Source organism: Rahnella sp. BIGb0603 (genome assembly GCF_024808755.1).
In the GTDB taxonomy this organism is placed as follows: Bacteria; Pseudomonadota; Gammaproteobacteria; order Enterobacterales; family Enterobacteriaceae; genus Rahnella; species Rahnella contaminans.
The window spans coordinates 87,774-109,979 of the sequence record NZ_JANUEX010000010.1 but is presented as its reverse complement, the minus strand read 5'-3'; the positions used below and the strand labels follow the sequence as shown (position 1 = coordinate 109,979).

General features: G+C 54.6%; 18 protein-coding genes. 6 read left to right on the top strand and 12 right to left on the bottom strand.

Translation table 11 applies throughout. The features are described from left to right. Positions 1-99: 99 nt before the first annotated feature. A complete protein-coding gene (locus tag M2403_RS21895) occupies positions 100-1,095 on the bottom strand; it encodes an acyltransferase (protein ID WP_259230933.1) in 996 nt (331 codons plus the stop codon). A 237-nt stretch (positions 1,096-1,332) separates the two neighbouring features. Here M2403_RS21895 and M2403_RS21890 point away from each other — a divergent pair, with 237 nt between their 5' ends. After that, positions 1,333-2,571 carry an MFS transporter gene (locus M2403_RS21890; RefSeq protein ID WP_165060725.1) on the top strand — a complete coding sequence of 413 codons (1,239 nt, stop codon included), beginning with the start codon at positions 1,333-1,335 and terminating at the stop codon, positions 2,569-2,571. Positions 2,572-2,686: 115 nt separating this feature from the next. On the opposite strand, the gene M2403_RS21885 is transcribed toward M2403_RS21890, so the two are convergent. The 6 genes from M2403_RS21885 to fdnG all read right to left on the bottom strand — a co-directional run bounded on the left by M2403_RS21885 (position 2,687) and on the right by fdnG (position 10,611). Beyond that, on the bottom strand, positions 2,687-4,225 hold the full coding sequence (locus tag M2403_RS21885; RefSeq protein ID WP_152323695.1) for an aldehyde dehydrogenase family protein: 1,539 nt from the start codon (positions 4,223-4,225) through the stop codon (positions 2,687-2,689). A gap of 101 nt (positions 4,226-4,326) precedes the next feature. Next, on the bottom strand, positions 4,327-4,968 hold the full coding sequence (locus M2403_RS21880; protein ID WP_259230932.1) for a glutathione S-transferase: 642 nt from the start codon (positions 4,966-4,968) through the stop codon (positions 4,327-4,329). A 95-nt stretch (positions 4,969-5,063) separates the two neighbouring features. Continuing rightward, complete coding sequence (gene fdhE, locus M2403_RS21875; RefSeq protein WP_165060719.1) at positions 5,064-5,990, bottom strand: formate dehydrogenase accessory protein FdhE; 927 nt, start codon at positions 5,988-5,990, stop codon at positions 5,064-5,066. After that, positions 5,987-6,640, bottom strand: a complete 654-nt coding sequence (gene fdoI, locus M2403_RS21870) for a formate dehydrogenase cytochrome b556 subunit (protein WP_152323698.1) — start codon at positions 6,638-6,640, stop codon at positions 5,987-5,989. The genes fdhE and fdoI overlap by 4 nt, the downstream gene beginning before the upstream one ends. Further along, on the bottom strand, positions 6,637-7,551 hold the full coding sequence (gene fdxH / locus M2403_RS21865; RefSeq protein ID WP_152323699.1) for a formate dehydrogenase subunit beta: 915 nt from the start codon (positions 7,549-7,551) through the stop codon (positions 6,637-6,639). The genes fdoI and fdxH overlap by 4 nt, the downstream gene beginning before the upstream one ends. A 12-nt stretch (positions 7,552-7,563) precedes the next feature. Next, a complete protein-coding gene (fdnG, locus tag M2403_RS21860) occupies positions 7,564-10,611 on the bottom strand; it encodes a formate dehydrogenase-N subunit alpha (protein ID WP_259230931.1) in 3,048 nt (1,015 codons plus the stop codon). A 145-nt stretch (positions 10,612-10,756) separates the two neighbouring features. Between fdnG and fdhD the strand changes: the two genes are divergently transcribed. The 4 genes from fdhD to yiiM all read left to right on the top strand — a co-directional run bounded on the left by fdhD (position 10,757) and on the right by yiiM (position 15,461). Then, the gene (gene fdhD / locus M2403_RS21855) at positions 10,757-11,599 is read left to right on the top strand and encodes a formate dehydrogenase accessory sulfurtransferase FdhD (protein ID WP_259230930.1); all 843 of its coding nucleotides are present in this window, start codon (positions 10,757-10,759) and stop codon (positions 11,597-11,599) included. Positions 11,600-11,807: 208 nt separating this feature from the next. Continuing rightward, on the top strand, positions 11,808-12,428 hold the full coding sequence (gene sodA / locus M2403_RS21850; RefSeq protein ID WP_259230928.1) for a superoxide dismutase [Mn]: 621 nt from the start codon (positions 11,808-11,810) through the stop codon (positions 12,426-12,428). A gap of 310 nt (positions 12,429-12,738) precedes the next feature. Beyond that, the gene (locus M2403_RS21845) at positions 12,739-14,682 is read left to right on the top strand and encodes a methyl-accepting chemotaxis protein (protein ID WP_259230926.1); all 1,944 of its coding nucleotides are present in this window, start codon (positions 12,739-12,741) and stop codon (positions 14,680-14,682) included. A 107-nt stretch (positions 14,683-14,789) separates the two neighbouring features. Next, complete coding sequence (yiiM, locus tag M2403_RS21840) at positions 14,790-15,461, top strand: 6-hydroxyaminopurine reductase (RefSeq protein ID WP_152323703.1); 672 nt, start codon at positions 14,790-14,792, stop codon at positions 15,459-15,461. A gap of 65 nt (positions 15,462-15,526) precedes the next feature. On the opposite strand, the gene M2403_RS21835 is transcribed toward yiiM, so the two are convergent. Further along, positions 15,527-15,886 carry a YibL family ribosome-associated protein gene (locus M2403_RS21835; protein ID WP_208951435.1) on the bottom strand — a complete coding sequence of 120 codons (360 nt, stop codon included), beginning with the start codon at positions 15,884-15,886 and terminating at the stop codon, positions 15,527-15,529. A gap of 65 nt (positions 15,887-15,951) precedes the next feature. Beyond that, positions 15,952-17,454: a PLP-dependent aminotransferase family protein gene (locus M2403_RS21830; RefSeq protein WP_208951434.1), complete on the bottom strand. Its 1,503-nt coding sequence runs from the start codon at positions 17,452-17,454 to the stop codon at positions 15,952-15,954. A gap of 145 nt (positions 17,455-17,599) precedes the next feature. Here M2403_RS21830 and M2403_RS21825 point away from each other — a divergent pair, with 145 nt between their 5' ends. Beyond that, positions 17,600-18,208: a LysE family translocator gene (locus M2403_RS21825; protein WP_152323706.1), complete on the top strand. Its 609-nt coding sequence runs from the start codon at positions 17,600-17,602 to the stop codon at positions 18,206-18,208. Between the two features lie 2 nt (positions 18,209-18,210). Here the strand turns inward: M2403_RS21825 and M2403_RS21820 are convergent, their stop codons facing one another. From M2403_RS21820 to M2403_RS21810, 3 genes are all read right to left on the bottom strand, one after another. Continuing rightward, positions 18,211-18,759, bottom strand: coding sequence for an MltR family transcriptional regulator (locus M2403_RS21820; RefSeq protein WP_014411435.1), 549 nt, complete (start codon positions 18,757-18,759; stop codon positions 18,211-18,213). Positions 18,760-18,895: 136 nt separating this feature from the next. Further along, positions 18,896-20,044: a mannitol-1-phosphate 5-dehydrogenase gene (locus M2403_RS21815; protein WP_152323707.1), complete on the bottom strand. Its 1,149-nt coding sequence runs from the start codon at positions 20,042-20,044 to the stop codon at positions 18,896-18,898. Positions 20,045-20,169: 125 nt separating this feature from the next. Then, on the bottom strand, positions 20,170-22,083 hold the full coding sequence (locus tag M2403_RS21810) for a PTS mannitol transporter subunit IICBA (RefSeq protein WP_152323708.1): 1,914 nt from the start codon (positions 22,081-22,083) through the stop codon (positions 20,170-20,172). Between the last annotated feature and the right edge of the window lie 123 nt (positions 22,084-22,206).

The following is a 22,206-nucleotide window of genomic DNA, read 5'->3' as shown; positions in this document are numbered from 1 at the left end:
AATCGTCCTGCGGTACATTCCTGACATAATAAAATAGACAAAGGAATTAATAATATAACCCAATATCATTCACGCCAGTTATAATCACATTACTCCGAATTAACTCACCCAATTCCGCCGGTCAATTTTCCCCAGCGCCATCGCCAGCAGCAGGCCGCCGCCGAGCCCGCAGATAAACAGGTACGCGACATTGAGCAGCGGGAATTGGGGGAAATCGAGATGGCGGCCGCGCAATCCGATGATAATCAGCGCATGAAAGCCGTAGATAGCCAGTGAATGGCGTGAGATCAGCGCAAATCCCGGCAGGATGCGCAGTGCCAGCGCATTCTTAAACACCACAAACAGTGATATGGCGGAGATAAACACCAGCGGGCCGGTGTAGACGTAGAAAGTATCGGCGAAATTCTGGTTAATCAGCATCTGCCGGTAAGTCCCGTCCGCAATCGCCAGCGTGCTGAGAACGAAAACGGCCACGGCGGTCAGCGTCACGCCGGATTTTCGGGTATCAAGCTGGCTGATGGCGCGCCCCATCAGGGCATACAGGACGTAATAAAACGTGTCGCCGCTGATGTACAAATCCAGCGGTAACAGATGGATTTTCTGCCAGGTGAAAGCCGGAAGCTGCGGGTTCGCCAGCACGCCGAGCAGTATTCCGGCGATCAGCAGATATTTGCCAGACACAGTTTTGACGTTTATCAGCGGGGAAAGGAGGTAAACCACGATAATCGCGTAGAAGAACCAAAGGTGATAAAACACCGGTTTTTCCAGAATCAGACGCAGAGACGGCCAAAATCCAATCTTTGTCATCGTGAGGATATAGATAAGCGAGACAACGCTGTAAAAAATCAGGCATAGTGTGACGCGCAGGAAATGCCGTTTTTGTGCGCTCCGTTCACCAAAAAACAGCGCGCCGGAAATCATAAAAAATAGCGGTACACAGACACGCGAAGCCGAATTGAGCAGATTGGCAACGGTCCATTCCGCCGTGTGTATCGCCGAAAAATTCACTACCAGTGACGTGCTGGCGTGAATCATCACCACCATCATGCAGGCGAGCGCGCGCAGGTTATCTATCCAGCTGATTTTTTGGCTCATTACCTGCGATTTCCTTCCCGTTGATGTGCTGTTTGCAGCGTAGTCACCTTTTTGAACGTAAACAAGGCAAAAGTGCCGATCTCAGATTGTGCTTAACGTGAATCAGAAGATTGCGCTACGCTCAATAAATGGGCAAAATAACGCCCATTACTGCCTCGCTTGCGAATCCCGCCCGGACAGTCTCTTATTCTTCCGCTAATAATCAAACGATTAGCCTTACGTCTGTGAAATAAAAATATGCATAATTCTCCAAATACTGCGTCCCTTCTGGGGCGGCAGGCGCTTTTGTTCCCTCTGTGTCTGGTGTTGTTCGAGTTTGCGACCTATATCGGCAACGATATGATCCAGCCGGGCATGCTGGCCGTCGTGGCTAATTTTAATGCCGGGGAAGAATGGGTGCCCACCTCAATGACCGCGTATCTCGCGGGCGGAATGTTCCTGCAATGGCTGCTCGGGCCGCTGTCCGACCGGCGCGGGCGGCGGCCGGTGATGCTTGCGGGCGTCAGCTTTTTCATCGTCACCTGTCTGGCGATTCTGTTCGTACAGAACATCGAACAATTTATGGTCATGCGCTTCCTTCAGGGCATCAGTCTGTGCTTTATCGGCGCGGTCGGGTATGCCGCGATACAGGAATCCTTCGAGGAATCCATCTGCATCAAAATCACGGCCATGATGGCAAACGTCGCGCTGATCGCACCGCTGCTGGGCCCGCTGGCCGGTGCGGCGCTGATCCACGTTGCGCCGTGGCAGCTGATGTTTGTGATTTTCGCCGTGCTGGCCTCGATTTCGCTGTGGGGGTTGTGGAAATCCATGCCAGAAACCGCGTCACGCCTCGGCGAGAAGTTTTCCATGCCAAGCCTGCTGCACGATTACAAACTGGTGCTCAAAAACCGCCAGTTCCTGTGTGGCGCACTGGCAATTGGCTTTGCCAGCCTGCCGTTGCTGACGTGGATTGCGCAGTCGCCGGTCATCTTAATCAGCGGCGAAGGCTTACCGGCGTACGATTACGGCCTGTTACAGGTGCCGATTTTCGGTGCGCTGATTATTGGTAACGTTACGCTGGCGCGCCTGACCGGCAAACGGACGGTCGAATATCTGATTAAACTCGGCGCGGGCCCGATGGTTGTCGGTCTGCTGATTTCCGCCGTGGCGACGCTTTTCTCCGCCCATGCTTATCTGTGGATGACCGCCGGTCTGAGCCTTTACGCTTTCGGGATTGGTGTGGCGAACGCCGGTTTGTACCGCCTGACGCTGTTCTCCAGCGACATGAGCAAAGGCACCGTTTCTGCGGCGATGGGCGTCATCAGCATGATGATTTTCACGTTAGGGATTGAGCTGGCGAAAGTGGCTTACGTAGAAGGCGGTGCGGGAATGTTTAACCTGTTCAACCTGCTGAGCGGCCTGTCGTGGCTGGCCCTGGTAGTCGTTTTCCTGCGCAGTCGTCAGGTTGTGCTGCCGCCAAACAGCGTAGTTTGATTTCGTTCTGAGTCGCCATTAATACCCCCTTCGCAGGGGAGGGAGCAGATCGCGCCTTTGCTCCTCCCCCTGCGAAGGGGGAGGCTGGGAGGGGGTTTAGCAGACAGCTCAGTGTTTAGAATAACCCCATCGGTTTACTCGAATATGAAACGAGTAAACACTTGGTTTGCTGATAGTGATCCAACATCATCTTATGGGTTTCACGCCCGATACCGGATTGTTTGTAGCCACCGAACGCCGCATGTGCCGGATAGGCGTGGTAGCAGTTGGTCCAGACGCGACCGGCCTGAATGTTGCGTCCCATGTGATACGCCACATTGCCGTCACGGCTCCAGACGCCCGCACCCAGCCCATACGCCGTGTCGTTGGCGATTTGCAGCGCGTCATCCATATCTTTAAACGTGGTCACCGCCAGCACCGGCCCGAAGATTTCTTCCTGGAATACCCGCATGTTGTTTTTACCCAGCAGGATGGTCGGTTGCAGGTAATAACCGTCGTTCAGCGAACCTTCGAGTTTTTTCTTCGCGCCACCGGTCAGCACTTCCGCGCCCTCTTTCTTACCGATTTCGATGTAATCCAGAATGGTTTTCATCTGTCCGGCAGAAACCTGCGCACCCATCTGGGTTTCGATATCCAGCGGGTTACCGGTTTTGATGGCTTCTACGCGTTTGATGGCGCGTTCCATAAAGCGTTCGTAGATGGATTCCTGCACCAGCGCGCGGCTCGGGCAGGTACAAACTTCGCCCTGATTGAACGCAAACAGCGCGAAACCCTCCAGCGCTTTGTCAAAAAACTCATCTTCTTTGTCCATCACGTCGGCAAAGAAGATATTCGGGGATTTGCCGCCCAGTTCCAGCGTAGCCGGGATCAGGTTTTGTGCCGCGTAACCGGCGATTTGCTGGCCGACTTCGGTCGAACCGGTAAAGGCGACTTTGGCGATACGTTTGGACGTCGCCAGATATTCGCCGATTTCACCGCCAGAACCGTTCACCACGTTGATGACGCCCGCTGGCAGAATGTCCTGCACCAGTTCCATCAGCAACAGCACGGAAAGTGGGGTCAGTTTGGCTGGTTTGAGCACGATACAGTTACCGGCAGCCAGCGCCGGTGCCATTTTCCAGCAGGCCATCAGCAGCGGGAAGTTCCACGGGATGATTTGCGCCACCACGCCCAGCGGCTCGTGGAAATGATAGGCGACAGTTTCGCTGTCGATTTCGCTGATCCCGCCTTCCTGCGCACGCACGCAGGACGCAAAATAGCGGAAATGGTCGATGGCCAGCGGAACGTCCGCACCGCTGGTTTCGCGGATCGGTTTCCCGTTGTCCCAGGTTTCGGCATTCGCCAGCAACTCAATGTTTTCTTCCATCCGGTCGGCGACTTTCAGCAGCAAGTTTGCCCGCTGCTGCACCGGCATTTTGCCCCAGTCACCTTTGGCTTTGTGCGCGGCGTCCAGCGCCAGCTCAATATCATCGGTGCCGGAACTGGCGACTTTGCACAGCACCTCACCGGTCACTGGCGTCAGATTGTCGTAATACTCTTTTTTCACCGGCGCGACCCATTCGCCGCCAATGAAGTTGTCGTATTGTTTTTTGAGTTTGAGCGGGAAACCGTATTCTTCCGGTTTGACGGCATGAGGATTTTTATCATAAGCCATGATGGAACTCCTTTATGCAGCAGGTTTTAGCAGAGCGCTGCATAAAGTTTAGGCAGTGAAAATCTAACCGACGGGATGTAAAGAGAACTCTTCGAGCGGCTTCACACCTTTTTTGCTGCAACGCTGGCGTTACCGCTGGCAGGGGGTGTCGTGCGCGCAAAACTCTCGCGCAGGAACAGGCGTTCAACCAGTTTGATCAGCGCCGGACGCTCAACACACCAGCCCGGCGCAATGCGGCGAAAGTTGATATAACCGAGCGAACAGGCGGTAGCGATATCGGCGACGTTAAGATAGTCAGAATTCAGCAGCGTGCGGTTTTCGGCGTGTTTTTCCAGCGCGTCCAGCCCGCGCAGGAGTTTCTCCCGCTGACGTAAAATCCAGGCTTCGTTGCGTTTAACGGCTTCACGGCGGTTTTCCAGCACCAGCGCGACGGCGGCGTCCGTCACGCCATCGGCCAGCGCTTCAATCTGTTTTACCCGCAACGCTTCCAGCGGCTGCCACGGCAAAAAGGTCGGCGCGACGTTCATCAGCTCGATGTACTGCACAATTATGGGGGAATCGTAAAACACTTCGCCGTCGTCAGTGACCAGCGCGGGGACTTTGCCGAGGGGATTAAACTGGGTGATTTTGCAGCCCGCGTCGTGCGGCACGTCGTTGATGAAATCGAACGGGATACCTTTTTCCAGCAACATCACCGAAATTTTGCGCACATACGGGCTGGTATAACTGCCGATCAGTTTCATCTGAGCCTCCACGTTTTTCACCGGAACCTCTGTTAAAGCTAGCAGCCACGGCACGCTTTACCAGTAAAGACGCGACGGACTGCCAGCTTTCAGAGTCATCCTGCGGGGAACAGGAAGGGGTTCACGCCGCTGCCAGTAAAGCCTTTATCTTCCATGCGGTCGTCGAGCAACAGCGTGGCGAGATCGTCGGCGACGGCATCGGCCTGCGGATCTTTATCCTGATAAATCACTTTGAGATACGCGCCGCAATCATCGCAGGCTTCGGCTTTGATCGTCGCCTGCTCAGCACCGGCGGTATCTTCGCTTAAAGACCAGTAGTGAAGATTGCCCATTTCGTCGCAATTGCTGCATTTGGCACGCACGACGTGCCATTCGCTTTCGCACAGATTGCAGTGCAGATAGCGCAGGCCGTTATTAGCCCCCATCGCAATCACCGCCGAAACCGGAATGCTGCCGCACACCGGACAAAACTGTCGGCTTTCACCATAATCGGCGCGGCCAACGCCACGAAGCTGCGCAGCCATCTGCGCCCAGTACAGTGACAGCGCCGCCCAGATAAACGGCGCTTTGTCAGCAGGAACGTGTACGAAATCCTGGTTCAGTAATTGCGTCGCCATCATTTCCCGCTGAAGGCTCGGGGAATGTTCGAGGCGTTCCAGTACCTGGCGCACTGTTTCATCGGCACCCGGTTTGAGTTCCGCAATCAGCGCATCCAGCAGAACCAGCCAGTGCGGCGTTCGCGGAAACAGGCTGCAATCGAGCGGTGGTTTACCGGCGGCTTTTTGCAGTTCTTCGCTGAGGTCAATTTCCAGCGGGAATGCCGCCAGAACGCGCTGCTGCGCGTCGCAAATCGTCGCGGCAAAATTCAGATACCCGTCCAGCGGGCTGTCTTCAGCTAGTGCGCGCAAACGATCGGCGCGGCGCTGGTAAAGGTTTTTCAGATTGGCGAACAATACGGGCGGGATATTTCCCGCCGTTTTGCCGTCAGCCAGTTCGTCCTGTGGAACAATCTGTATGCTCATCCGGCTTTCCTTTCATCCTTGTCTTTTTTCAGTTGTTCAGCACGCACCTGACGATACCAGCGAGGATGATGATATTTCGCCCATGACGCCGGAACTTTGCCTTCCGTCATGGCCGTGATGGAGCCTCTCGCCCAGGTCGCCGCGTATACATGCATGATAATCACCAGAATCAACCCGATACCGGCCAGCGAATGCACCAGCAGTGCAAGGCGGATCAGCGGGATCGGGAAGTAACCGGCAAACCACGGGCGCCAGATAATGACGCCGCTCGCCATCAGCAGAACCAGACAGCTGATGGCCGCCCAGAATACGCATTTCTGACCGAAGTTATAGCGACCGGTGTCTCCGACTTCTTCATTCATCAGGACTTTATGAATATTTTTCGCCCACACGATGTCATCTTTTTCCGGCAGATTGTGCTTCCAGTAACGGAAGAACATGCCGAGGAAAGAGACGAACATCACCACGCCGAAGAACGGATGCAGAATGCGCGCCATTTGCGGGGTGCCGTAAACGTTCATCAGCCAGTTAAACGACGGGAAAAAGAAGCCGATGCCGCTGAGTGCGAGCGTCACAAAACAAAAAGCGACGATCCAGTGATTGAGGCGTTCCACCAGGCTATAGCGCTGGATTAACTTCTCTTTTTTCATGGGTGTGTCTCCTCATCATTCTGTTTTTCTTCCTCTTTCTCATCTGCGTGATCTTCTTTCACGTAGTTTGGCCCCACGCCAAGGAAGTGGAAGGCCGCCGCCGCGAAGGTCACTGCAAAACCAACGGCCGCCAGCGGTTTCCAGATGCCTTTCCAGAGCGTAACCGCCGTGCTGATGGCCGGGTCTTTTGGCAGGCCGTGGTACAGGTCGGGTTTGTCAGCATGATGCAGCACATACATAACGTGCGTGCCGCCGACACCCTGCGGATCGTACAAACCGGCCTGTTCAAAGCCGCGCCCTTTCAGCTCGCTGACACGTTCTGCCGCCAGATCCTGCATTTCCGTTTTGGTCCCGAAATGAATCGCGCCGGTCGGGCAGGTTTTCACACAGGCAGGTTCCTGCCCGACGCTGACGCGGTCAACGCACAGCGTGCATTTGTAAGCGCGGTTATCCTGCGGGTTAATGCGCGGGATATTGAACGGGCAACCGGCGATGCAGTAACCGCAGCCGATGCAGTGTTCCGACTGAAAATCGACGATGCCGTTGGCGTACTGAAGGATTGCGCCTTCCGCCGGGCACGCTTTCAGACAGCCCGGATCGGCGCAGTGCATGCAGCCGTCTTTGCGGATCAGCCATTCCAGCTTGCCGTTCTCTTCCACTTCCGAGAAACGCATGACCGTCCAGGATTTCGCGCTGAGATCCATCGGGTTGTCGTAAACGCCGGTGTTCACGCCGACTTCATCGCGCAGGTCGTTCCATTCGGAACAGGCGACCTGACAGCCTTTGCAGCCGATGCAGGTGGTGACGTCAATAAGCTTCGCCACTTCCTGCTGATGATCGCGGGCACGCGGCGCTGGCGTGAACCCGTTGGTTGCGGACTTACGAAGTATGTCCTGAGATTGCATTGCCATAATTCGCCTCCGTTAAACCTTTTCCACGTTAACCAGGAACGCCTTGAACTCCGGCGTTTGCGAGTTAGCGTCGCCGACTGACGGCGTCAGCGTATTGGCCAGATAACCTTTACGCGTCGCACCTTCAAAACCCCAGTGACACGGGATGCCGATGGTATCGACATGTTTGCCGTCGATGGTCAGCGGGCGGATGCGTTTGGTCACCACGGCTTTCGCCACGATAAAACCGCGCTTCGAGGAGACTTTAATCTCATCGCCCTGAGCGATATTTTTCGAGGCGGCCAGACTTTCGCCGATCTCGATAAACTGCTCAGGCTGCGCGATGGCGTTCAGCAAGGCGTGCTTGGTCCAGTGGCGGAAAAGTTCGGTGATCGAATAGGTGGTCGCGACGTAAGGGAAGTCTTTCGCGGTGCCCATATTCGGTAAATCGCTGGCAAAAATGCGGGCGACCGGATTGGAGATCACGTCCGGATGCAACGGGTTGGTGCCAATCGGCGATTCGATCGGTTCGTAATGCTCCGGGAACGGGCCATCGGCCATTTTGTCGGTCGCAAACAAACGCCCGACGCCTTCCTGTTGCATGATGAACGGCCCGACGCCGGTGCCCGGCGCGGCGGTGCTGTAATCGGCAACGTCGAAACCGGTCCATTTCGCGCCATCCCAGCGGATGATTTCACGTTTTGGATCCCACGGCTGGCCCTGCGGATCAACGGAGGCGCGGTTATACAGAATTCGACGGTTCAACGGCCAGCTCCATGCCCAGCCGGACGTACAGCCCAGACCGGACGGATCGGCGTTATCGCGGCGCGCCATCTGGTTACCGGCTTCGGTCCAGCTGCCGGCGTAAATCCAGCAGAAACTGGCGGTCGAACCGTCATTTTTCAGGTGCGCAAAGGTGGAAATCTGCTGCCCTTTTTTCGCCAGAATATTGCCCTGATCGTCGCGGATATCCGCCAGCGCTTTGCCGTTGGCTTCTCGGGCAATTTCTTCCGGCAGCGGGTCAAGTGGATCCTGATAATCCCACGCCATGTTCATTACCGGCAGCGGATTCGCCCCGCCTTCTTTCTGGTACAGTTCTCGCAGTTTCATGAACAGACGCGCGATGATTTTGCCGTCGTGCAGCGCTTCACCCGGTGGCTCAGACGCCTGGAAGTGCCATTGCAGCCAGCGGCCGGAGTTCACGATTGAGCCATTTTCTTCCGCAAAACAGGAAGACGGCAGGCGGAACACTTCGGTCTGAATGTCGGCGGTTTGCACGTCGTTCATCGCGCCATGGTTCTGCCAGAAGTTCGAAGACTCAGTCACCAGCGGGTCGATCACCACCATGTATTTCAGTTTTGAAAGCGCACGCGAGGATTTGTTTTTGTCCGGGAAAGCCGCCAGCGGGTTGAAGCCCTGCACGATATACCCGTTGAGTTTGCCCTGGGTCATCAGCTCGGCCTGTTGCAGCACGTCGTAGCTTTTGTCCCATTTCGGCAACCAGTCATAACCCCAGTCGTTGTCCGCCGTGGCGTGTTCGCCCCAGAAACTTTTCATCATGCTGACGAAGAAGTTCGGCGTGTTTTTCCAGAAGTTAACCTGATTTTCGACCAGCGTTCCCGGCGTAATTTGCTTCAGGTAATCGGTGATATTGGTTTGTTTCTCAGACGGCAGCGGCATGTAACCCGGCAGATTGAGCGACAGCAAACCAAGATCGGTATAACCCTGAATATTCGAGTGGCCGCGCAGCGCATTGACGCCGCCACCAGGCATGCCGATATTGCCGAGCAGCAACTGAATCATCGCCGCACAGCGGATGATTTGCGCGCCGCCGGTGTGGTGCGTCCAGCCCAGTGCATACAGGATGGTGGAAGTTTTATCGCGCGCGCAGGTTTCCGCCAGAATCGAGCTTATCAGCAGGAAATCTTCTTTCGACGTTCCGCACAGGCGTTCGACCATTTCCGGCGTATAACGGGAAACGTGCTCTTTCAGCAGATTCCAGACACAGCGCGGGTCTTGTAACGTTTTGTCCTGTTTTGCGATACCGTTTTCATCGAGCTGATAATGCCAGCTGTCTTTGTTGTAGGATTTTTTGGTCGCATCAAAGCCGCTGAACAATCCGTCATTAAATTCATAATCTTCACGCACCAGCAGACTGGCGTTGGTGTATTCCCTGACGTATTCGGTCTGGATTTTATTATGCGTAATCAGGTAGTTGATCATGCCGAGCAGGAAGGCGGTGTCGGAACCGGCGCGGATTGGCGCGTAAATATCGGCGACGGCGGCACTGCGGTTAAAGCGCGGATCGACAACAATGACTTTGGCGTTATTTTTAGTTTTGGCTTCAATCACCCATTTGAATCCGACCGGATGGGCTTCCGCCGCATTACCGCCCATAATCAAAATGACGTTGGCGTTTTTGATATCCACCCAGTTGTTGGTCATCGCACCGCGACCAAAGCTAGGCGCTAATGCCGCCACGGTCGGACCATGACAAAGACGGGCCTGACAGTCGATGGCGACCATACCCATTGCGCGGGTGAATTTCTGATCCAGCAGGCCGGTTTCGTTACTGGCCGCAGACGAACAGAGCATTCCGGTGGTCAGCCAGCGGTTAACGGTGGCGTTATTTTCGTTTTTCTCGATAAAGTTGGCGTCGCGGTCATCTTTCATCAGGCGGGCAATACGGGAAATCGCCTCGTCCCAGGTGATACGCTGCCATTTATCTGAGCCCGGCGCACGGTATTCCGGGTATCTCAGACGGCCTTCGCTGTGAATATAATCCAGCACACCTGCCCCTTTCGGGCACAATGAGCCACGACTGACCGGATGATCGGCGTCACCCTCTACGTGGAAGATATTTTCAGTGACGTTTTTCGCGCCATCGCCCTGGCTGTAAATCAGCATGCCGCAACCGACTGAACAGTACGTGCAGTTATTGCGGGTTTCACGCGAACGAAGCAGCTTATACTGGCGGGTTTCCGCCAGCGCCAGCGTCGGGGCGAACCCTAACAATGCTGCCGTGGTGCCGGCCATACCGCCCGCACATATCTTGAATAATTGTCTTCTGCTGACCTGCATGAAAGACTCCTTCCCATCATTTGTTAACACATTGCATTTCAAATTGGCGCTTTCCCCGTCAGACGCGGAAGCGGTAAAATTAAGACTCATTACCCATATTTTTTGTACGGCTTATGTAGCCGGATTGTTTATAAGGTTATTGCCAATGGATGTCCATCAAGTAAACGAACTGGGCGAAAAAGATGACAAAAAAGTGACTCAGATCATCGGAGTGCGCCAAAAAACGGTGATGCAGCGCGCCCGTCTGGACGCGCCTGAAGAGGACTGGATTGCTGAAGAAGTGCCCGTCGCGCTGGTCTATAACGGGATATCGCACGTGGTGATGATGGCGTCGCCGAAGGATCTCGAAGCCTTTGCGCTGGGATTTTCGCTGTCGGAAGGCATTATCGAATCAGTCAGCGACATTTACGGAATGGACATCGCACAAAACTGTAATGGAATCGAAGTTAATATTGAATTATCGAGCCGCCGCTTTGCCGGGCTTAAAGAACGCCGCCGCGCGATGGCGGGCCGTACCGGTTGCGGTGTCTGCGGTATCGAACAGCTGGGCGATCTGTTTCGCCCGCTTGCGCCGCTGCCGTTTACGCAAACCTTCGATCTGGCGAATCTGGACGCCGCGCTGCACCAGCTGAAATCCGTTCAGACCATCGGTCAGTTGACCGGCTGCACACACGCCGCCGCGTGGATCACACCGGAGGGCACACTGTCGGGTGGCTGCGAAGACGTGGGACGTCACGTGGCACTGGATAAAATGCTCGGCCTGCGCGCCAGACAAAACGACTGGTACACCGGCGCTGCGCTGGTGTCTAGCCGCGCAAGCTATGAAATGGTGCAGAAAGCCGCGATGTGTGGCGTCGAAATTCTGTTTGCCGTCTCCGCCGCCACGACGCTGGCGGTAGACGTTGCCGAAAAATGCAACCTGACACTGGTCGGTTTCAGCAAACCAGGACGGGCAACGGTGTATACGCATCCTCAGCGGTTGCGGTAACCCTCTAAGCATCACGTGCCTTTAGACAATTTAGGATTGTTTGCGGTTATCTGGTTCTAAGCCCTCAATAACAGGGGCTTACGCGTAACCTCACGAAGCGTCGGGCTTAGATAATCATTTTCAATATCATTTAATTAACTATAATGATCCGACTGATTACGCGGTGCTCACAAAGACGGTGCCGCCCTACACTATGGAGACGATGAACATGAGTTATTCACTGCCATCACTGCCTTACGCATACGACGCACTCGAACCGCATTTCGACAAAGAAACGATGGAAATCCATCACTCTAAACACCACCAGGCTTACGTTAACAACGCTAACGCCGCGCTGGAAAGCCTGCCGGAACTGGCTGCGCTGTCTGTTGAAGAGCTGATTGCTAACCTGGACAAAGTGCCTGCGGACAAGAAAGTTGCACTGCGTAACAACGCAGGTGGCCACGCTAACCACAGCCTGTTCTGGAAAGGCCTGAAAACTGGCACTACCTTACAGGGCGAACTGAAATCTGCGATCGAACGCGATTTCGGCAGCGTTGATGCTTTCAAAGAAGCTTTTGAGAAAGCAGCAGCAACCCGCTTCGGTTCCGGTTGGGCATGGCTGGTTCTGAAAGACGGCAAACTGGCTGTTGTTTCTACTGCTAACCAGGACAGCCCGCTGATGGGCGAAGCTGTTTCAGGCGTTTCCGGTTACCCGCTGCTGGGTCTGGACGTTTGGGAACACGCTTACTACCTGAAATATCAGAACAAACGCCCTGATTACATCAAAGCCTTCTGGGCTGTTGTAAACTGGGACGAAGCAGCAAAACGTCTGGCTGAAACGAAATAATTTCGCTTTACCGCCCTGAACGGGCACGATGTTTTCGCAAGAGGCAGGTCGGTGACCTGCCTTTTTTTATGCCTTCGTTTTAATACCCCGACTTTTATGCCCTGACTTTATGCAGACAAAACCCAAGCCTGATCACTGTGTTACAGCGAATTATCCTCACCTCTTCCGCCATTTTTAGACCGCCCTCTCATTATTCAAAAATACCCCCCGACACCTATAAAGTTTCTCTTAAGTCCTGACGATAGATTGTTCACAAAGGCGTCACAAAATCGCAAATTTTATTGCATGGAATGCTTGACGGAGAACAGCAATGGGCAACGGCACGGGTCTTTCGCAGTGGATGAATAATCTCAAAGTCGGCACCAAACTGGGGCTCGGCTTCGGGTTGGTTCTTTTGATCGCCGCGGTGATCACCGCAGCCGGAATGATTAAGTTTAATGACATCAGCCAGCGCGCTGAGAAAGTTGATTTTAGTAATCAGATGAATGCGTTACTTAATGATGCCCGCCTCAGCCGCACGTTGTATCAGCTCAACTACGACCCTGCCTATCTCAAGCAAAATCAGGACAAAATTAATGCACTGTCGCAGCTGATTACGCAGTCGAAAGGCAAACTGGAATGGGATGCGACCAGCCAGGCCGATCTCAAGCAGGTACCGGTAAAAATCCGTGAATATCAGGTAGCGCAGGACGCCTTCAAACAGGCTGTCGACAGAAAAGATGCCGTGCGTGCCAGCTGGAACCTTTCCGAAACCGAAGCCGTTGTGAAGCGCCTGCAGGAGCAGCTGCGCGTAGAAGATGCCGATCCGTCGATTCGTCTTTCCCTTGCGGAAGTGATTCAGAAACTGATTAGCGTACGTTATTACGTGCGCGGTCTGTTGCTCAGCATCAACAAGGAGTCTGAGGCCACATTGTTGCAGGCCATCGACGATACGCAGGCCAACGCCAAAAAACTCAACGCACTGCTGCTCCCCAATCAGCAGGCGACACTGGCTCCGCTGATGACCGCGCTGGCGACGTACAAAAGCCACGTTGTGGCGTATATGCCAGCCTATGAAGATGAACAGAAAAACTCGCAACTTCTGTCTGTGAAAGCCGCGGAGATGAACGCGCTGGTGGCGAAAATCTTCGAAAACGAACTCGATAATACACACAACGATATCAGCAATGCGCAGATGATCATGATGGTGATTACGCTGATTGTAATGCTCGCCGGTATCCTGATTGCGTGGCGAATTACCCGTCAGATTGCGCAGCCGATCCGCGATACGCTGAAAACCGCCGAAGCCATTGCACAGGGTGATCTGACCGCTGCCCGAACCACCACGCGCCGTGACGAACTGGGCATGCTGATGAACGCCGTTGCCGGGATGAGCCAGAATCTCAGCACGATGATTTATGAAATCCGCTCAGGCGTCTCGCAGGTTTCCCACGCAGCAGCGGAAATCGCCGCCGGGAATACCGATTTGTCTTCACGCACCGAACAGCAGGCCGCTGCGGTTGAAGAAACGGCCGCCAGCATGGAAGAACTGAGCGCCACGGTGAAACAGAACGCCGATAACGCCCATCACGCCAGCAAACTGGCGAGCGAAGCATCGGGCACCGCCACCTTGGGCGGCAAACAGGTCGGCGAAGTGGTCGATACCATGCAGCAGATTTCCGGCAGTTCAAAACGCATCGCTGAAATCACCTCTGTCATCAACGGCATTGCGTTCCAGACCAATATTCTGGCGTTGAACGCCGCCGTAGAAGCCGCGCGCGCTGGTGAACAGGGCCGGGGATTCTCGGTGGTGGCGTCTGAAGTCCGCACGCTGGCACAGCGCAGTGCGCAGGCAGCAAAAGAGATTGAAGGACTGATTGCCGAATCCGTTGAACGGGTGAATACCGGCGCGAAGCTGGTGGAAAATACCGGGCGCACAATGCAGGACATTGTGAAATCCGTCTCGCACGTCCGCGATATTATGGGCGAAATTGCGTCGGCTTCTGACGAACAAAGCCGCGGGATCAGCCAGATTTCGCAGGCGATTGTGGAGATGGACAGCACCACCCAGCAGAACGCCGCGCTGGTTGAACAGTCTTCGGCGGCGGCGGATTCTCTGGAAGATCAGGCCGCAACGCTGACGCAGGCGGTGTCGGTATTCCGTCTGGCCGATAACGGCAATATGCTGAAAGCGCCAGACTCCGGCGCGCTGCGCCGCCCGGTTCTGCCGGCTGTACAGGGCAAAACCAGTCAGGATAACTGGGAAACCTTCTGATTTTCCCCTATCGCCCTGCGTAATTTTAGCGCAGGGCGATTCCTGATACTCCGAACCAGTAATGCAGGTTATGCTGAGGTTAACGACTGATTCCTCGCGGAGACCATATGCATTATCCCGACGTTTATATCGGCAATATCGAAAGCTACCCGGATTATTCGCCCAGCGCGATTGCCAAACGACAGATCGACGGTGCGGTCGTTCTGACGTCTGCCGGGCTCGAAGGCGATCAGCAGGCAGAAAAGAGTTATCACGGCGGCGCAGACCGCGCACTGTGCCATTTCCCTCGCGAACACTACGCCTGGCTGCGTCAGCAGTTTCCTGAAGAGGAAGAACGTTTCCATCCTCCCGCCTTCGGCGAAAATCTCTCAACGCTCGGCATGACGGAGGATAACGTGTTTATCGGCGATATTTTCCGCTGGGGCGAAGCGCTGATTCAGGTCACACAGCCGCGCGCGCCCTGTTATAAGCTCAATCATTTTCTGGGATGCAAAAACCTGTCGCCGTTGTTGCAACAAAGCGGCCGCTGCGGCTGGCTTTATCGCGTTGTCGGCACCGGAAATGTCAGCGGCGATCGCCCGCTGGAGTTGCTGACGCGTAACAGCGAAGTCTCCGTGGCTGAAGCGATTTCGATAGCCTTTAACATGCCGTTCGATGAGGAGCAGTACCGGCGTCTGATGTCTGCGGCGGGGATTTCGGCGAGCTGGACTAAAACCATGCAAATGCGGTTGGTGAATCGCAAGATCGAAGATTTTGGGCGGAGATTGTTTGGGAAATAATGTTAACGCCCTCCCCCTTCGCAGGGGGAGGAGCAGGGCAAAACTTCACCCCCGAGAGTATTTCATCAGAATTCTTTCTTAGCGAAACCGGTGACGACTTTCAGGCCCATTTCGCGGCCCAGTGCGGTCATCGGGTGAACCACCACGATACCGCGCACGGTTTTCTTCAGCGTGCCCATATCAGCCTGTTCTTTCTTGGTGATTTCACGGCTGAACAGCTTTTCCAGTTTTTGCGCTTCGGTGCTGAGTTTTTTCACACGCACTTCTTTGAGACGCGCGATCTCGGCAGCCAGCTTTTCTTTCTCTTCTTCGTGCTTGTCGATCAGTTCAGCGTTACCTGCCTGAATAACGGTCGCATCTTTGTGATTCAGTGCATCCAGCATGTCGCTGAGACGCTTGATCTCGGCTTTTTCAACTTCTTTCATGGTTTCAGATCCGTTCATGCCGCAGCGGGCATAACTGTAAATTGGGAATAATAAACATCAGTGTATCAGGAAGTGCGCGATTCTTCAGCTTGCTCCTGCGTTTCTGCCAGTCCGGGCGGCAAGCCACACATCTCGCACGCCCGCTCGCCGATGCGGATCATCGCCGATATATAGCGGGTATCAAAAACATAGCAGCACGATAAACGCAGGCCGTTACTGTAGCGGCCACTCGGCGAATATAACTGTCCCGGCGTCATACAAATTTTATCTTTCAGCAACTGCTTAAACAGCGTGACACAATCCACGCCCGGCGGAAAATCGACCCAAATCACAAAGCCTCCCGCAGGTTGCGTGGCGCGCGTTCCCTGCGGGAAATGGCGGGCGATCAGCGCACGTGCCTGCTCGACCTGCGACGCGTAACGCTTACGCAAAGCCCGCAGATGATGGTCATAGCCACCCGATTCCAGAAACACCGTCAGCGTTTGTGAAAGCAATGCGGATTCTGCCATCGACGAGACCGCTTTGAGTTTATGTAGCTTGTCCGCAAAGCGCCCGCCTTCTACCCAGCCGATACGAAAATCGGGTGCCAGCGTTTTAGTGAAACTGGTGCAGAACAGGATCCAGCCATCGGTATCAAACGATTTCACCGCCGGAGACAACGTCGTACCGAACTGGATTTCCGCATAAAGGCCATCTTCAATCAGCGGGACCTGATGAACGTTCATCAACCGCGCCAGCCGTTTTTTGGCTGCCAGCGGCATGGTGAAGCCCAGCGGATTTTGCGCCGTTGGCATGGCGATCACCGCATTCAGGCGCTTCTCGCTGAGCAGCATTTCCAGCACATCCAGCGATAAACCGGTTTGCGGATCGGTCGGGATTTCCACCGCTTTCAGCCCGAGGCTCGCCAGCATTGGCAGCAGATAAAAATAGGTCGGCGTTTCCAGCCCGACGCTGTCGCCCGGTTTGGTGGTCACGCGCAGCGCCAGCTGTAACGCTTCCATACAACCGTGCGTAATCGTAATGTCGGTCGGTTCTAAAATCATGCCCAGCGCCAGCGCGCGGCGGGCGATTTGCTGTCGCAGCGCCGGATGCCCCGGCGGCAAAGCATATTTCCCGATCAAGTCCGGCTGACGGCGCAACAGGGACGACATAATGCGCCCGAGTTTTCCGCTCGGATAAAAGTCATTGGACTGCGGACACGCCAGCGAAAGATTGGTATACGCCGGGTCGGTTTGCGAGGCAAAAACGGTGTCGATCAGATCCAGTACTTCGTCTGCCGGTTCGGCGGCTGGCGTCTGAGGTTGTTCCTGCGGCGGCTGATGTTCCAGCGCGGGCAATGCGGCACGCACATAAAAACCGGACTGCGGGCGAGCCTCAATAAAACCGCGATCTTCCAGCCGCCGGTACGCTGCCACCACGGTATTAATACTGACTGACCAGGTTTGTGCGCTGCGCCGTACCGAAGGCAAACGGCTGCCGGGCGCGAGCGTGCCCCGCCGGATGGCATCCGCCAGTTGTTCCGCCAGCTGGTTATATCGGGTGTCAGTGAGATCCGCAGTGTCAGTCATGGTGTCAGTTCCGTGAAAAGTGATGGGTACAGTTTTTTGTTACGCAATCTGTAACCATGACAATAGCGTATTTTTGGTTCTGTTACCTTCGACTGACTCTGATTATTCTGGTTCTCTGGAAAACAGGGGATGCAGGAAAACGAAAATGATAGATACCGCTTTTGTCAGTTATGTCACCGTGATGTCGATTACGCCCGGTCCGAACAATCTGTTGCTCGCTGCTTCCGGCGTCAATTTCGGGCTGCGACGCAGCGTGCCGATGATGCTGGGGATCACGCTCGGCTGCGTGGTGCAGTGCGCGCTGATGACCTCGATGCTGGCGATTTTACTCAGCTGGATGAATGTGGTGCGCCTGCCGATGGCGGTGATCGGCTGTACCTATCTTTTCTGGCTGTCGTGGAAAATCTACCGTTCCGGCACGCCAAAAGAAGGCGAAAAACAGCAGCCGATGAATCTGTTCAGCGGTGCACTGTTTCAGGCCGTTAACCCGAAAGCCTGGCTGATGGCGACTAACGTCGCGATCCTGTTTACGCCACCGGACGGCAATATGCTGCATCACACGCTGCTGATTTGCGTCGGATTCGCGCTGATCAACCTGCCGTGCATACTGGTCTGGGTGGTGATGGGTGACAGATTACGTCAGGCTTTACGCGTGGAATGGAAGCTGAAACTGTTCAATACGATTATGGGCGGCATGATGGCGTTAACCGCGCTGTGGCTGCTGGTCGGCGAAGTGCGCCACGTACTGGCGTAACGTTATTTTTGCACCGGAGAAAGTCTTGAGGGCTGCTGATTGCTGATATGGGCGATCAGCCCGGTCACGGAAAGAACCATCGTGGAGCGGACGATTTGCTGGTAGCGCTGACGTTGCATGGCGATCAGCGATTCGTCGGCTTCACCGGGTTTGAGGAAGGTTGGTGCAGGCGGAAGCTCCGTAACGCAATGTAATTCACCAAACGGGCCAAGAATTTCATCGTCGGTAAAACGATACTCTTCGCCGTCGTAATTCAGTTCTTCCCGCAGCGCCATCAGTAATTCGGCGTCTTCATATTCATGACGGCTGATCACTCCCAGCGCGTAAATCAGTTTGAGACGCACCGATAAATCACCGAGCGGGCCGGTACCGGTCAGTAACGGTTCGACGGCATATTTCACTGCGTAATCGTCTTTGCGGAAAACCTGCACCACCAGAATATCCAGCGCTTCGGCCAGCAATTCCACGGCGGTCATCAAAAAGCTGCGCACGGTTTTACCCGCATTGAGCTTTTCAAGAACCCGGTTTTCAAACGCCTGAGCTTTTTCCATAGGGCTTACTTGCAGTAAAGTGCCGATGCTGACAGCGCCCCTGGCGTCATCCATGATGCGCGCATGTCGGGCAGAAACATCCTGCCCGACAGGGCTTTCTTTGCCTGGTGTTGGCGAAATCAAAATAAACGCAGTATTAGTGCATCGATTCGTAGAGAGCGACGGCTTTCGCCACAACTTCGCCATCTTCCGGCAGACCTGAAATCTGGGCGAGGGCGGCTTTTGGCCCTACTTTCTCCAGCAACTCTACCAGTTCTTTAGCTTGCGGGTCTTGCTCGCTGCGATAATGCATCGCGGCCGCAATCCCTCTGACCAGATTGTCGTTCGGCAGGCGGTATTCCTGCGTGCCCAGCAACGGTTTAATCAGCCGGTCGCCTGCGCTCAGTTTACGCAGTGGCTGACGGCCAACGCGTTCAACATCGTCATGCAGGTACGGATTTTCAAAACGAGACAGAATTTTTTCGATGTACGCAGAATGTTTTTCCGGATCAAAGCCGTAACGGCGGATCAGGACTTCACCACTTTCTTCCATCGCACCACGAACCACCAGACGCACTTTCTCATCGAGGATCGCATCACGAATCGTCGCGTGGCCTGCCTGCTGACCGAGATACGCAGTGATCGCATGACCGGTGTTCAGGGTGAACAGTTTACGCTCGACGAAGGCCATCAGATTATCCGTCAGCTCCATACCGGCGATTTGCGGCAACTCCCCTTTGAACTGGGTTTTGTCCACAATCCACTCGCTGAAAGTTTCAACGGTGACTTCCAGCGGATCGGTCGAACCGGCGGCTGCCGGTGGCACGATGCGGTCTACGGCGGAATCGACAAAGCCGATATGCGCTTCAACCCAGGCTTTTTCATCTTCCGGCAGCGCGTTGAATACATGCTGTTTGAACTGGCTGGTGCCCCGCACCATGTTTTCACAGGCGATAATATTCAGTGGCTTTTCGTTGCCCTGCTGATGACGCAGCACCAGACCTTTCGCCACGTTCGGTGCGATTTTTTCGAGCACGGTCGGGCCAACGGCGGTGGTCACTAAATCGACTTCGGCAATCAGGTTGATGGCATCCTGACCGGCGCTGTTCACGGCATTCACATTGCTGACAGGCTCAACGGTGGCCTGTTCACCGACAACGTGCACGTTGTAGCCTTTGCGGCTGTTCAGTGCATCCAGTAAAGCAGGGCTGACATCGGCAAATGTCAGTTCAGCCCCGGCATCAGCAAGTAATTTACCGATAAAACCGCGACCAATGTTACCTGCGCCAAAATGTAATGCTTTCATAATATTTCCTTCAAATCGGGGGCCATACTTTCTGGTAAAAAGCTTTTGGTAAAGCTGGGAGCCGCCCGGCTCCGAATCAACAAGCGGGTCTCGATATCAAGACCCGCTTAGTAACGCTCTACTGATTAACCGCGAAGAATCGTCAGAACTTCTTCAACGCTGGTGGTGTTCGCCAGACGTTCGATAACACCGTCTTCGTCAAGCGCAGTCGTCAGCTTGGTGATCACGTTGATGTGTTCGTTGTTGCGTGCGGCGATACCCACCACCAGACGCGCTGAATCATCTTCGTCTTCACCCCAGCGGATGCCCGCCGGATACTGACAGAACACGATACCGGTTTTCAGTACGCGATCTTTCGCTTCGATTGTACCGTGTGGTACCGCGATTGACTCGCCCAGATACGTGGACGTCAGTTTTTCACGCGCCAGCATCGCATCGACATATTCTGCCTGAACGTAACCGCCTTTAACCAGTTGTTCACCTGCAAAACGAATGGCGTCTTCTTTCGTTGCTGCGTGCAGGCCCAGGAAGATGTTGCTTTCGCTGATGCGGAACAGGTTTTCGTTTTCACTGTCGGACACGATGCTGTCGCCCAACGTGGTGGTCACTTTCTCTTTGTACTGGCTGCTTTTGTTCACTTCCACCAGACGGGAAGTCAGGTCAGTGTACAGGCCGCTGTCGAGGAAGTTGGTCAGCGAGATGTGCTGTGCATGTGGCACCTGGCGCATCGCACGTTCAGTCAGGTCACGGTGCGTAATCACCAGGTCCACATCGTCAGGCAGATTGTTGATCGCGCTGTTGGTTACGCTGATATTGGTCAGCCCTGCATCCTGCACTTTTTTGCGCAGAACACCGGCACCCATTGCGCTGGAACCCATACCGGCATCACAGGCAACGATGATTTTGCGCACGGTAGACAGGTCGCCAGCAACGCCAGTCGCGCCTGCTTTACCGCCTTTAGATTCGGCTTTCATGTCCTGAACGCGACGGGTTGCGTCTTCCAGATCATCACCTTCTTTCGCCTTGGTGGTTTTGAGCAAGAAGGAAGAAATCACGAAGGACACCGCAAACGCAGCCACGATAGCAGCGATGTTAGCGAAGTACGCACCTTTTGGCGTCATCGCCAGCACGGCCAGGATTGACCCCGGAGAAGCCGGAGACACCAGACCGCCGTTCAGCATAGTCAGGGTGAACACGCCAGTCATACCGCCCAGAATAACCGCCAGTAACAGACGCGGGTTCATCAGAACGTACGGGAAGTAAATTTCGTGGATACCCCCCAGGAAGTGGATGATTGCCGCGCCGCCGGCAGATTGCTTAGCGCTGCCACGACCGAAGAACATGTACGCCATCAGGACGCCCATACCCGGACCCGGGTTCGCTTCGATCAGGAAGAAGATTGATTTACCGGTTTCAGTCGCCTGCTGGATACCCAGAGGAGAGAAGATACCGTGGTTGATGGCGTTGTTGAGGAACAGGATTTTCGCCGGTTCAACAAAGATAGAGGCCAGCGGCAACAGGTTATGAATAACCATGATGTGCACGCCTGCAGCCAGCACTTTAGACAGCGCTTCTACCAGCGGACCGATAGCCAGGAAGGCGAGGATCGCCAGCAGCATACCGATAATCCCGGCGGAGAAGTTGTTAACCAACATCTCGAAGCCGCTTTTGATTTTACCGTCAACCCAGCGGTCGAAACGCTTGATTGCCCAGCCACCCAGCGGACCTGCAATCATTGCGCCGAGGAACATTGGCATATCCGCACCGACGATAACACCCATAACGGTGATTGCGCCGACCACACCACCGCGATCACCACCGACCAGACGACCACCGGTGAAACCGATGAGCAACGGGAGGAGATAAGTGATCATCGGGCCCACCAGCTTCGCTAATGTTTCATTAGGGATCCAGCCGGTAGGAATGAACAGAGCAGTAATGATACCCCACGCGATAAACGCGCCGATGTTGGGCATTACCATGTTACTCAGGAAGCGACCAAAGTTTTGAACCTTGATCTTAACGTCTGGTGAAAACATAAAACGCACCCCTATTGATACGCGCTGACAATAGAGCGCGTGATATCAGTTAATTATCGGTGACGGTTATTTCGGTTTTTCTGCCACTGCTTTAAAAATCCGTCCGTCGAATTGCTGTCTGCG